Here is a 12,998-nt window from a genome sequence, read left to right on the forward strand (position 1 = left end):
CCATGAAGGGCGCCCAATAATCACTCGAACAGCCGCCGGGCCCGCCACTAGACTGCGGGCCCGACGGGCCGTCTTATAAACCCTGCTCGACGAATGGAACGGTCAGCGCCAGCGCGCCATCCAGTGCGCCGGCGTCAACACCGCCGCCCTGCGCCATGTCCGGACGACCACCGCCCTTCCCGCCCACTGCCGCAGCAGCCTGTTTCATCAAATCACCGGCTTTGAGTTGGCCAGTCAGGTCCTTGGTTACGCCTGCAACCAGTACGACCTTTTCCTCATGGACACTGCCGAGCAGGATCACTGCGCGGCCGAGTTTGTTTTTCAGCTGATCGACCAGCGCCAGCAGCGCCTTGCCATCCTGACCATCCAGACGTGCAGCCAGAACCTTCACGCCTTTGACGTCGACTGCCGAGTTCGACAGATCGTCGCCCGCGGCGCTGGCAGCCTTGGCCTGCAACTGCTCGAGTTGCTTTTCCAGCACGCGGTTGCGCTCCAGCACGGCCGACAGCTTGTCGATCAGATTGTCGCGGCTGCCCTTGACCAGGTTGGCCGCTTCCTTGAGTTGTTCTTCTGCAGCGTTCAAGTAGGCCAGTGCCGCAGCACCGGTGACTGCCTCGATACGACGCACACCCGATGCCACACCGCCTTCGCTGATGATCTTCAGCAGGCCGATGTCGCCGGTGCGGTTGGCGTGGATACCGCCACACAGCTCGACGGAGAAATCGCCGCCCATGCTCAGCACGCGCACGTTGTCGCCGTACTTCTCGCCAAACAGCGCCATCGCGCCTTTCTGCTTGGCGGTTTCGATGTCGGTTTCTTCGGTTTCAACTGCAGAGTTCTTGCGGATCTCGGCGTTGACGATATCTTCCAGCGCTTTGATCTGCTCCGGCTTGATCGCTTCAAAGTGGCTGAAGTCGAAGCGCAGACGCTGGCTATCCACCAACGAACCCTTCTGCTGAACGTGCTCGCCCAGTACCTGACGCAGCGCAGCGTGCAGCAAGTGGGTGGCCGAGTGATTTAGCGAAGTCGCGTGACGCACCTCGGCATCGACATGGGTTTCCACTGGCGCGCCGATGGTCAGACTGCCGGAATCCAGAACACCGTGGTGCAGGAAGGCGCCGCCGGTCTTGGTGGTGTCACGGACGTCGAAACGTGCGTTACCGGCCTGGAGGAAACCGCAGTCGCCAATCTGGCCGCCGGACTCAGCGTAGAACGGCGTCTGGTTCAGCACGATCACCGCCTCTTCGCCTTCACTCAAGACGTCGACCGACTGACCATCTTTATAGATAGCGACGATTTTTGCCGAACCGCTGGTGTCTTTGTAACCGGTGAACTCGGTGGCCACATCAACCTTGACCAGGGTGTTGTAGTCCAGACCGAACGAGCTGGCGGAACGCGCACGAACACGCTGGGCTTCCATTTCACGCTCGAAGCCGACTTCGTCGACGGTCAGGCCGCGCTCGCGAGCGATGTCGGCCGTCAGGTCCATCGGGAAACCGTAGGTGTCGTAGAGTTTGAACACCACGTCGCCTGGCACCACGGTGCCTTTGAGTTCCAGCAGATCCTGTTCGAGAATCTTCAAGCCGTGCTCCAGGGTCTTGGAGAACTGCTCTTCTTCAGCCTTGAGTACGCGCTCGATGTTGCTCTGCTGCTTCTTCAGTTCCGGGAAGGCTTCGCCCATCTCGGCGACCAGTGCAGCGACGATCTTGTAGAAGAAGCTGCCGGTGGCGCCCAGCTTGTTGCCGTGACGGCAGGCGCGACGAATGATCCGGCGCAGCACGTAGCCGCGGCCTTCGTTGGACGGCAGCACGCCGTCGGCGATCAGGAAACCGCACGAACGAATGTGGTCGGACACCACTTTCAGCGACGACTGATCGCCATTTTCGCAGCCGATGGCTTCAGCCGAGGCCTTCAGCAGGTTCTTGAACAGGTCGATGTCGTAGTTGGAATTGACGTGCTGCATCACCGCACTGATCCGCTCCAGGCCCATGCCGGTGTCGACCGACGGCGCTGGCAACGGATGCAACACACCATCGGCGGTGCGGTTGAACTGCATGAACACGTTGTTCCAGATCTCGATGTAACGGTCGCCGTCTTCTTCCGGCGAACCCGGTGGGCCGCCCCAGATGTGGTCGCCGTGATCGTAGAAAATCTCGGTGCATGGGCCGCACGGGCCGGTATCGCCCATGGTCCAGAAGTTGTCGGAGGCGTAAGGCGCGCCTTTGTTGTCGCCGATGCGGATCATGCGCTCGACCGGCACGCCGATCTGCTTGGTCCAGATGTCATACGCTTCGTCATCGGAGGCGTAGACGGTGACCCAGAGTTTTTCCTTCGGCAGTTTCAGGACGCCGGTCAGGAAGGTCCAGGCGAAGGTAATCGCGTCGTGCTTGAAATAATCACCGAAGCTGAAGTTACCGAGCATTTCGAAGAAGGTGTGGTGACGAGCGGTATAACCGACGTTTTCCAGGTCGCTGTTCTTGCCACCGGCACGCACGCACTTCTGGCTGCTGGTTGCGCGGGTGTACGCGCGCTTTTCCTGGCCCAGGAAGCAGTCCTTGAACTGGTTCATCCCCGCGTTGGTGAACAGCAGGGTTGGGTCGTTGCCCGGAATCAAAGAGCTGGAGGCTACACGGGTGTGGCCTTGCTCTTCGAAGAAGCGAAGGAAGGCTTCACGGATTTCTGCGCTTTTCATTAGGTTCTTCCACGGAGGCTGCGGCCAAAGGCCTGTACGAAACGTCAACAGACGAAACGACGGCAAAGGGCCGCATTATATCGGCCCTTCGCGCGGGGTACAGCGTGTTTATACGATAGTAACGGTCAATTGGACGGCTAACGCTGTCACTTGCGCGAAAACTCGACGAATGTCGCGATCACTTGCTCGATTTGCGAGCGATTGACGTCCATGTGCGTGACCATGCGCAAGCGCGCCGCGGCGCTCAACTTGATCCCGCGTTCGGCGGCAAACACCTTGAGCGCTTCGGCCTGATCGCCCATTTGCACGTAGACCATGTTGGTCTGCACCGGCTCGACGCTGAACCCGGCCGCGCGCAGGCCTTCGGCCAAAAGCCGGGCGTTGGCATGGTCATCCGCCAGGCGCTCAACGTGGTGATCCAGCGCATACAGCCCCGCCGCTGCCAGCAACCCGGCCTGACGCATGCCGCCGCCGACCATTTTGCGCAGGCGGCGGGCCTTGCCGATCAGCTGCTCAGTGCCACACAGCACCGAACCGACCGGCGCGCCGAGGCCTTTGGACAGGCACACCGACACCGAATCGAAATGTTGCGTGATCTCGCGGGCATCCACCCCAAGCTTGACCGCCGCGTTGTACAGCCGCGCGCCGTCCAGATGCAGGGCCAGACCATGCTCCCGCGTGAATTGGCGCGCGCGGGCCAGATACTCCAGCGGTAACACTTTGCCCTGCATGGTGTTTTCCAGCGCCAGCAGCCGGGTACGGGCGAAATGGAAGTCATCCGGCTTGATCGCTGCCGCTACGTGAGCCAGATCCAGCGAACCGTCGGCCTGCACTTCCAGCGGCTGTGGCTGGATCGAACCGAGCACCGCCGCGCCACCGCCCTCGTACTTATAGGTGTGCGCCTGCTGGCCGACGACGTATTCGTCGCCACGTTCGCAATGCGCCATCAGGCCCAGCAGATTGCTCATGGTGCCGGTCGGCACGAACAGCGCGGCGGCGAACCCCAGGCGTTTTGCCAGTTCCGCCTCCAGACGATTGACCGTCGGATCTTCGCCGTACACATCGTCACCCGTGGCCGCCGCCGTCATCGCGTCGAGCATGGCAGGAGTCGGTTGGGTGACGGTGTCGCTGCGAAGATCGATAACGCTCATGAACCTGGCCTCTGGTCAGCAGGGGAAATCCCTTTTCGAAGGTGAATTACTGCGGTCATGGCGCCGATTAATCAACCCTTGAGTGAGAAAAAGCACATTACTTATTGAAAGGACGCAACCCAATGTGGGAGCGGGCTTGCTCGCGAAAGCGGTGTGTCAACCAATCAATTTGCTGACTGACACACCGCCTTCGTCGGAACGCCGCCCGGAGCAAGCCCGCTCCCACAGGTTCTGTGCACGGCTGGAAAATATGTGATAAAAACGCTGCGCCGCCCGAGAAAGGGCGGCAAAAACGTTCTCAGGGCGGGGTGCAATTCCCCACCGGCGGTAATTGCGCGCAATGCGCATAGCCCGCGAGCGCTTGGCGACGAACACGGCTTTTGCTGTGATCGGCGGCAAGGTCAGCAGACCCGGTGTGATTCCGGGGCCGACGGTCATAGTCCGGATGAAGAGAGAACGGGATTGACACCAAAGGGCCGCCCGCGCGCTTGTGTGCTCGTGCGTACCCTTGAATCCCTTTCAATTCATAACGCCCTGTTTTTCACACAAACAGGAGTCAGAACATGCAACCCACCGCTATCGACAGCAAAAGCAAACACCCTCACGGCGAGCGCGTTGCGTTCATCCAGGCCTGCTGGCACAAGGAAATCGTCGACCAAAGCCGTAAGGGCTTCGTCGCCGAAATGCTGGCTCAGGGTTATCAGGAATCGGACATCGACTTCTTCGAAGTCGGCGGCGCCTTTGAAATGCCCCTGCACGCCAAGTTGCTGGCCAAGACCGGTCGTTATGCCGGCATCGTCGCGGCGGCTCTGGTCGTGGACGGCGGCATCTACCGTCACGAGTTCGTTGCCCAGTCAGTGGTCAGCGGCCTGATGCAGGTGCAACTGGAAACCGAAGTACCGGTGTTCTCGGTGTCCCTGACCCCGCACCACTTCCATGCCGGTGAAGAACATCAGAAATTCTTCTTCGAGCACTTTGTACACAAGGGTCAGGAAGCGGCGCGGACTTGCGCGGATACGCTGCAGAAGGTTCGTGCGTTGCGTCGCAGTGAGCCGCGTGCGGTCGCCGTCTGATAGACCATGAGTGAGGCTTTTGGTCTCACTCGCTCCCACAGGGTTATATATCAGACCGAAAATTGCGTCAGGCGAGATGTTCGTCGGTGGCCGGCACGATCAGGATGCCCGCACGCAAGCCGTTCTTGACCTTGGGATTAGGGAAGATGATTCGCGCGCCCTCTTCCTCGATGACCCAGCGGGTATTGGCCAGATCTTCGGCCAGTACATAACCCACATCCAATTCAGAAAAGTTCTCGATGTCCGCTGGCAGGTTCAGGCGGAACGCATCGCTGTGCTTGATGATTTCCCGGGCGACGCTGAACAGCTGCAAACCATCCAGTCCCTCTGCAGCCAGATCCGGCTCATTGCCTTCGATGATCTGCTTCAGACGAGTTTCCAGACGTGAAACATCCACCCCTTCGTTCTGCCCGAACGGCCGCGCCTTGCCCAGTTCCAGGGTGAAAGCCTCGGCACCGAGCTTGTCGTAGGTGTAGGAACTGAACACGATCGACGGCTTGTTCTGCAGCAGCACCGCTTCCATCCCGGCAGCGCGCAGACGCGCCAGCTCGCGGCGCGAATGCTGGCGACCTTCCTTCCACGGATACAGCGCGAACTGCTCGATCTTCGAACCACGAATGGCGGTGTGCAGGTCGTAGTGCAGGCGCTGCCGATCCGGCAGGCTGAAGAAGCTCGCCGCCAGCCGTTCCAGCTCGCAGGCGCGGATGGCTTCGGAACCGCTGGTTTGTTCATGCCGGCCGTTGAACAGCCGATTGACGTCCTGCTCGACGAAGCGCTCGCCCTTGCGGATCGCTTCCGGGTTGCCGAACAGGAACAGAATGCGTGCACGCGGCTTCAGATCGCCGCGAGCGATGTCATGCAGCAGCCGATCGAGCAACTCGATCGGCGCTGTTTCATTGCCGTGGATACCTGCCGACAGCAGCAGGTCCAGGCCATTGTCACGCGCTTCGGGTGGCCGGACTTCCAGCGCACCCTCGCTCAACCAGCGCATGCGCACGCCTTCGACAGTCAGTTGAGTCTTCTCCGCCGGTTCGCGGCCGGCGAGGGTCAGTTCAAGCAGTTTGCCGAGGGCGAGCATAGAGCGGTTTCCTTAGTGATCGTGGTTGCAATCCGGGCCGTGCACGTGGTCTTCGTCGTCGCCGACTTCAGCCGGTTCCATTTCCAGTTGCAGACTTACCAGATTAGTTGCCAATGGGCGCAGCAGCAGGTTGGCGTACTCTTCGTCACCTTCCTCGACGTCCACGCCGATCAGCAGTTGGCCACGGCCGTCCTGCTGGATCCACAGCTCTTTGCCTTGCCACATGACCGCGACGCGGGTGCACGAGGTTTGCAGTTGCGTGCCGTCGGTGTCTTCAAGGATCAGCTGCAGGGAATCGCTCATGTTTTTACTCTCTTGGGGAGACAAGCCGCGCGCCGTGTTCAGGCAACGCGCCGGCCATCAATTGATCTGGAATGGATAAACCGCGCCCAGTTTAAGGATTTGCGTCAGTTCATCCAGTGCCGTCCGGCATTCAAGCAGCAACTGCGGGTCCGCCAGATCGGTTTCGCTCAGGCGGTCGCGGTAGTGCTTTTCAACCCATGCGGTCAACGAACCGTACAACGGGGCCGTCATGATAACCCCTGGATTGACCGCCGCCAGCTCGGTTTCGTTGAGCGCGACGCGCAGTCGCAGGCACGCCGGGCCACCGCCGTTCTGCATGCTTTGCTTGAGGTCGAAGACTTTCACTTCGCGGATCAGCCCGCCGGAGCTGGTCAGCCCTTGCAGGTAGTTCCACACGCGCTCGTTGCCCCGGCACTCTTCCGGCACGATCAGCAGCATCGAACCGTCAGGACGCGACAGCAACTGGCTGTTGAACAGATAGGAGCGCACCGCGTCGTCGACGGTGACCGCCGAACGCGGCACACAGATCGACTGGAACTTGCCGCCGACCTTGGCCAGTTTGCCCTGCAACTCGGCCAGCATCTGTTCGGTGTCGAGGAACGCGTCCTCGTGATAGAACAGCACCTCGCCGTTACCCACCGCGATCACGTCGTTGTGGAATACGCCCTGGTCGATCACCGCCGGGTTCTGCTGCGCGTAAACCACGCCCTCGTCACGCAGACCGTGCAGACGCGCTACCGCTTGCGAGGCTTCCAGAGTCTGGCGCGCCGGGTACTTCTGAGGCGCCGGGTAACGGGTGTCGAACGCACTGCGACCGAACACGAAGAACTCGACACCGGCCTCGCCGTACTCACGGCAGAAACGCGTGTGGTTGGCCGCGCCTTCGTCACCGAACTGCGCCACCGCCGGCAACGCGGCGTGATGGGCGAAGTGCTGCTGATCGGCGAACATCGCACCGAGCACGCGGCTGGTGGTCGGGTGTTCGATGCTGCGGTGGTATTTGCAGTTGAGGTTGGCGGCGGTGAAATGCACGCGACCGTCAGCGGTGTCGGCACTCGGGCTGACAGTGGCGGCATTGGCCACCCACATGCTCGATGCCGAGCAACTGGCAACCAGCAACGGCATGGCTTCCTTCGCGGCGCGCTCGATCACTTGCGCGTCGGTGCCGCTGAAGCCCAAACGGCGCAGAGCGGCCACGTCCGGACGCTCCTGCGGCGCCAGCACGCCTTGCTGAAAGCCCATTTCCATCAGCGCTTTCATTTTCGCCAGACCTTGCAGCGCCGCTTCCTTCGGGTTCGAAGACTGCTGGCTGTTGCTCTGGGACGCGACGTTGCCGTAGGACAGACCACCGTAGTTATGGGTCGGCCCCACTAGACCGTCAAAATTGACTTCATAGGATTTCATCAGCGAGGCTCCACGAGAATCTGTTGTTATAGGCTTCAAGTAACAATTCAGTCAGACCGCGTCGCGGCTATCGCGAGCAGGCTCACTCCTACAGGTTTGGCGGTGTTCACACATGCTATGTTCGACACAAATCCTGTAGGAGTGAGCCTGCTCGCGATGGCCGTTACGCCATCTTCACGCCAGGCGTCAGGGCCGCAGGCAACACCAGGCTCGGTGTTTCCAGCGACGCCACCGGGTACGCGCAGTAATCCGCCGCGTAGTAGGCGCTGGCGCGATGGTTGCCCGAAGCCCCGACACCGCCGAACGGCGCGCTGCTCGCCGCACCGGTCAGCTGTTTGTTCCAGTTGACGATACCGGCGCGGCTTTCCAGCCAGAACTGCTGATAACGATCTTCGGAATCCGACAGCAAACCAGCCGCCAAGCCATAAGCGGTGTCGTTGGCCTCAGCGATCGCCGCAGCGAAATCGGCGTAGCGAATCACCTGCAGCAACGGGCCGAACAGTTCTTCGTCCGGGCGCTTGGCCACGGCGGTCACATCCAGAATGCCCGGAGTCAGCAACGCCGATTGCGCTTGCGGCTGAGTCATCGCCAGCAGCGACACCGCGCCATTGGCCAGCAGGTGTTGCTGGGCATCCATCAGCGCTTTCGCCGCGCCAAGGGAAATCACCGAGCCCATGAACGGCGCGGGTTGCTGATCGAACGCACCGACCTCGATGGTCGCGCTGACTTCCACCAGACGCTTGAGCAGGCTGTCGCCCCACGCGCCTTGCGGCACCAGCAGACGACGGGCGCAGGTGCAACGCTGACCGGCGGAGATGAACGCCGACTGAATGATCGTGTACACCGCCGCGTCCAGATCAGCCACCTGATCGACCACCAGCGGGTTGTTGCCACCCATTTCCAAAGCAAGAATCTTGTCCGGACGCCCGGCGAACTGCTGGTGCAGGTGATTGCCGGTGCGGCTCGAACCGGTGAAGAACAGTCCGTCGATGCCCGGGTTCGCCGCCAGCGCGATACCGGTTTCGCGAGCACCTTGCAGCAGGTTCAACACGCCGGCCGGAAGACCGGCTTCGATCCAGCACTTGACCGTCAGCTCGGCGACTTTCGGCGTCAGCTCGCTTGGCTTGAACAGCACGCTGTTACCGGCCAGCAGCGCCGGCACGATGTGCCCGTTCGGCAAATGACCCGGGAAGTTGTAAGGGCCGAACACCGCCACCACACCGTGTGGCTTGTGGCGCAGTACGGCGGTGGCGTCGCCCAGCGGGCCGCTCTTCTCGCCGGTACGTTCGCGGTAGCTCTGCACCGAGATCGCGATCTTGTTGACCATGCTGGTAACTTCGGTCGCGGCTTCCCACAACGGTTTGCCGGTTTCCTCACCGATGGTACGGGCCAGTTCGTCGCTGTGGTTTTTCAGAGTGGCGGCGAAGGCTTCGAGCACGCTGATGCGCTCGTCCAGCGAACGCCGCGCCCAACCCGGAAAGGCCTGACGCGCAGCCTGCACGGCCGACTCGACCTGAGCGGCGGTAGCGCCCTCCCCCGACCACAGCACCTGCTGGGTCACCGGGTTCAGCGACTGAAAGGCTTCGCCCTGACCGGCGAGCCATTCACCTGCGATGTATAGCGAATTCATTATTTCGACTCCCGAGCAGCAGACAACGCCACGGCGCGCACTTGATCGCCAGCGTTGAGTTGAAGACGTTTGGCGGTCAGCGGATCGACCACCAGCGTGCCGGCGGCCAGGCGGGCCGGGGCAGCGGTGATGCGGCAATCTTCGCGCTTGCGGTTATGGATGATGAACGGCGTGGCGTCATCGCCCGGTGTACCGATCGCCAGCACCAGCGCTTCGCTGTCGCGGACTGCGCGGATCTTGCTGGTTTCGCACTCGATGGCCGGGCCGGCGTCGAAGATGTCGACGTAGCCCTGATAGCTGAAACCTTCGCTCTTGAGCATCGCCAGCGCCGGTTCAGTGTCGGGGTGTACCTGACCGATGACGTTGCGCGCATCCGGCGACAGGAAGCAGGTGTACAGCGGGAATTTCGGCATCAGTTCGGCAATGAACGCCTTGTTGCCAACGCCGGTCAGGTAATCGGCCTGACTGAATTCCATCTTGAAGAAGTGCCGACCGAGGCTCTCCCAGAACGGCGAGCGTCCGGCTTCATCGGAGACGCCGCGCATCTCGGCGATGATCTTGTTGCCGAACAGCTCAGGGAACTCGGCGATGAACAGCATGCGGGCCTTGGACAGCATGCGGCCGTTCAGACCGGTGCGGTAATCGGCATGCAGGAAAAGCGAGCACAGCTCGGAGTTGCCGGTGAGGTCGTTGGCGAGGAACAGCGTCGGAATCTCGCGATAGATGTTCAGCTCTTGCGAGGCGCTGACGGTCAGGCCGACGCGGAAGTTGTACCACGGCTCACGCAGACCGACCGCGCCGGCGATGGCGGAAATCCCCACCACGCGACCGTTGTCGTCTTCGAGCACGAACAGGTAGTCCGCATCGCCACGGCCGGCTTCGCCGCGAAAGGTCTTCTCGGCCCAGCCGACCCGGTGAGTCAGGCGTTCTTCGTTGGCCGGCAACGTGGTCAGGCCGGTGCCGGTGCTGCGGGCCAGGTCGATCAGCGCGGATAAATCGCTGCTGCGTACGGGACGAACAATCATGCTATCTCCTCAAACGGGCCGCCTTCGCCACCCGTGAAACTCGCTAAGGCGTTAAACCGCCACCAGGCGCACGCTGGCACCTTCACCGACGCCCAGGGCTTCGGCTGCTTCCAGATCCAGGGTCACCGGTTTGCCCGGCGCGTAATCGAGTTCCAGCAGCACCGCGCGGTAATCCTGCAACTGCGCGTTGGCCACCAGATACTGGCGCCCGGCGCCTTTGACCGGCTCGCCGATCTTCACCGGCACTACACGGCTCTGGGCGATCGAACGGATCCCCGAAACACGCGCATGCAGGGTCGGGCCACCGTCGAAAATGTCGATGTAGTGATCGGTCTCGAAGCCTTCGCGCATCAGGATGTCGAAAGTGATCTGCGCACGCGGGTGCACCTGGCCCATCGCTTCTTGAGCGGAATCCGGCAGCAGCGGCACGTAGATCGGGTAATGCGGCATCAGTTCGGCGAGGAACGTGCGGCTCTTCAGGCCACACAGGCGTTCGGCCTCGGCGTAGTTGAGGTCGAAGAAGTTGCGCCCGATCGCGTCCCAGAATGGCGAGTCACCGTTTTCGTCGCTGTAGCCGACGATCTCGGTCACCACCGAATCGGCGAAACGCTCCGGGTGGCTGGCGACGAACAGCAGGCGGCCACGGGAGTTGAGCTCGGCCCACGGCGACCCCACCAGCTCACGCTGCACGTAGAAACTGGTCAGCAAGCTGTTGCCGGTCAGGTCGTGGCATTGCGAAAGCACGTGGATCTTGTTGTGGATTTTCAGCTCGCGAGAAGCGTGGACGAAGGTTTCGTTGCGGAAGCTGTAGAACGGCTCGGAGTAACCGGCCGAGGCAACGATCGCCGAGCAGCCGACCAGTTTGCCGGTGGCGGTGTCTTCGAGGACGAAGAAGTAGCTCTCTTCACCGTTGAAACTCACTTCGGCAGCGAACGAGGCTTCGCTCGCGGCGATCTTGTCGCTCAGACGTTCCACGTCATCCGGCAAGGAAGTGACACCAATCGGACTGTCCGCAGCCAGACGCTGTACCTCGCCCAGATCAGCCATTTGCGCAGGGCGCATCACCAGCATGGTGTCACTCCTTTCTCTTATAAAAATTTACTGAAGAAATAGCCGGGCCTTGTAGGAGTGAGCCCTGTGGTGAGGGGATTTATCCCCGATGGGTTGCGCAGCAGCCCCAAGATTTTGGGGGCCGCTTCGCTGCCCATCGGGGATAAATCCCCTCACCACTAAGGCTGACTCCGACAGTTAAATCTGTCCGGTATCAAAAATTGGGTTCGACGCCCGAATCCTCGGGCGCCGAAGGGTCTATCAGGCTTGCGTCAGTGCTGCTGCCGCGTGTTCGAAGCGGTCCAGACCGGCATCGATATCGGCGTCTTCCACCACCAGGCTCGGGGCGAAACGGATCACGTCCGGGCCGGCCTGCAGAATCATCAGGCCTTCTTTTTCAGCGGCGTTGAAGATGTCCTTGGCCTTGCCTTTCCAGGCATCGCTCAGCACGCAGCCGATCAACAGACCGAGGCCTCGCACCTGAGTGAACAGGCCGTACTTCTCGCCGATCTGCTGCAGACGGGTCTTAAATTTGTCGTGCTTGGCGTTGACGCCGCTCAGCACCTCGGGGGTGTTGATCACGTCGATCACTGCCTCGGCAACGGCGCACGCCAGCGGGTTGCCGCCGTAGGTGGTGCCGTGGGTGCCGACGACCAGATGTTTGGCCAGCGCTTCAGTGGTCAGCATCGCGGCGATCGGGAAACCACCGCCCAGGCTCTTGGCGCTGGTCAGGATGTCCGGGGTTACGCCGTAATGCTGGTAGGCGAACAGGTGGCCGGTTCGGCCCATGCCGGTCTGCACTTCGTCGAACACCAGCAGCGCGTTGTGCGCGTCGCACAGTTCGCGGGCACCTTGCAGGTAAGCCAGTTCGGCCGGCAGTACACCGCCCTCGCCCTGGATAGGTTCGAGCACGACCGCACAGGTCTTGTCGGACACCGCCGCTTTCAGCGCGGCCAGATCGTTGTAAGGAACGTGGGTGATGCCGGTGATTTTCGGACCGAAACCGTCGGAGTACTTCGACTGGCCACCGACGTTGACGGTGAACAGGGTACGACCGTGGAAGCTGTTGAGCGCGGCGATGATCTCGTACTTCTCGCTGCCGAAACGGTCGAACGCCACGCGACGGGCCAGCTTGAACGCGGCCTCGTTGGCTTCGGCGCCCGAGTTGCAGAAGAACACGCGCTCGGCGAACGTGGCGTCGATCAGCTTGTGCGCCAGGCGCAGGGCCGGCTCATTGGTGAACACGTTAGACACGTGCCACAGCTTGTTCGCCTGCTCGGTCAAGGCACCGACCAGCGCCGGATGCGCGTGGCCCAATACGTTTACGGCAATCCCGCCGGCGAAGTCGATCAGCTCGCGACCGCTCTGGTCCCAGACGCGGGAACCGGCGCCACGCACCGGAATGAAAGCGGCAGGCGCGTAGTTGGGAACCATTACCTGGTCGAAATCGGCGCGTTGTACCGCAGCGTGCTCAACGGACATCGGAGTCTCCTGAAGAGGAACACCCGCCTGAAACTGGCGAGCGATGGGGGGATTGTAAGGACAGTTTTCAGCCCGGCCTTGCCGCCAAGCGACAACTTCTTATAGCGCAA

The 12,998-nt window shown here is 61.6% G+C and carries 10 protein-coding genes and 1 riboswitch; of the genes, 1 reads left to right on the forward strand and 9 read right to left on the reverse strand.

Annotated features, from left to right (window positions below; translation table 11 throughout):
* Window positions 1-73: 73 nt before the first annotated feature.
* Window positions 74-2,692 (reverse strand): alanine--tRNA ligase, encoded by a 2,619-nt coding sequence (alaS, locus tag E3Z29_RS24110; RefSeq protein ID WP_134787122.1) that lies wholly within the window; start codon window positions 2,690-2,692, stop codon window positions 74-76.
* A gap of 146 nt (window positions 2,693-2,838) precedes the next feature.
* Window positions 2,839-3,843, reverse strand: a complete 1,005-nt coding sequence (gene ltaE, locus E3Z29_RS24115) for a low-specificity L-threonine aldolase (protein WP_134787123.1) — start codon at window positions 3,841-3,843, stop codon at window positions 2,839-2,841.
* A 290-nt stretch (window positions 3,844-4,133) separates the two neighbouring features.
* Window positions 4,134-4,305: riboswitch (FMN riboswitch) on the forward strand.
* A gap of 101 nt (window positions 4,306-4,406) precedes the next feature.
* Here ltaE and E3Z29_RS24120 point away from each other — a divergent pair.
* Window positions 4,407-4,916, forward strand: coding sequence for a 6,7-dimethyl-8-ribityllumazine synthase (locus tag E3Z29_RS24120; RefSeq protein ID WP_047295837.1), 510 nt, complete (start codon window positions 4,407-4,409; stop codon window positions 4,914-4,916).
* Between the two features lie 67 nt (window positions 4,917-4,983).
* Here E3Z29_RS24120 and astE read toward each other — a convergent pair whose 3' ends face one another.
* The 7 genes from astE to E3Z29_RS24155 all read right to left on the reverse strand — a co-directional run bounded on the left by astE (window position 4,984) and on the right by E3Z29_RS24155 (window position 12,888).
* Complete coding sequence (astE, locus tag E3Z29_RS24125) at window positions 4,984-5,994, reverse strand: succinylglutamate desuccinylase (RefSeq protein WP_027612642.1); 1,011 nt, start codon at window positions 5,992-5,994, stop codon at window positions 4,984-4,986.
* Window positions 5,995-6,006: 12 nt separating this feature from the next.
* Window positions 6,007-6,297, reverse strand: a complete 291-nt coding sequence (locus tag E3Z29_RS24130; protein WP_134787124.1) for a topoisomerase II — start codon at window positions 6,295-6,297, stop codon at window positions 6,007-6,009.
* A gap of 57 nt (window positions 6,298-6,354) precedes the next feature.
* Entirely contained in the window at window positions 6,355-7,701 is a 1,347-nt protein-coding gene (gene astB / locus E3Z29_RS24135) for an N-succinylarginine dihydrolase (RefSeq protein WP_003227272.1), read from the reverse strand.
* 163 nt (window positions 7,702-7,864) lie between these two features.
* Complete coding sequence (astD, locus tag E3Z29_RS24140; RefSeq protein WP_167734222.1) at window positions 7,865-9,334, reverse strand: succinylglutamate-semialdehyde dehydrogenase; 1,470 nt, start codon at window positions 9,332-9,334, stop codon at window positions 7,865-7,867.
* Window positions 9,331-10,356, reverse strand: a complete 1,026-nt coding sequence (gene astA / locus E3Z29_RS24145) for an arginine N-succinyltransferase (protein WP_027612638.1) — start codon at window positions 10,354-10,356, stop codon at window positions 9,331-9,333. Before astA ends, astD begins: the two co-directional genes overlap by 4 nt.
* A 51-nt stretch (window positions 10,357-10,407) precedes the next feature.
* Entirely contained in the window at window positions 10,408-11,427 is a 1,020-nt protein-coding gene (aruF, locus tag E3Z29_RS24150) for an arginine/ornithine succinyltransferase subunit alpha (RefSeq protein WP_025112905.1), read from the reverse strand.
* A gap of 240 nt (window positions 11,428-11,667) precedes the next feature.
* Window positions 11,668-12,888: an aspartate aminotransferase family protein gene (locus E3Z29_RS24155; RefSeq protein ID WP_134787126.1), complete on the reverse strand. Its 1,221-nt coding sequence runs from the start codon at window positions 12,886-12,888 to the stop codon at window positions 11,668-11,670.
* Between the last annotated feature and the right edge of the window lie 110 nt (window positions 12,889-12,998).

Origin of the sequence: Pseudomonas sp. S150, from assembly GCF_004526365.1 — a bacterium.
Lineage (GTDB): Bacteria > Pseudomonadota > Gammaproteobacteria > Pseudomonadales > Pseudomonadaceae > Aquipseudomonas > Aquipseudomonas putida_A.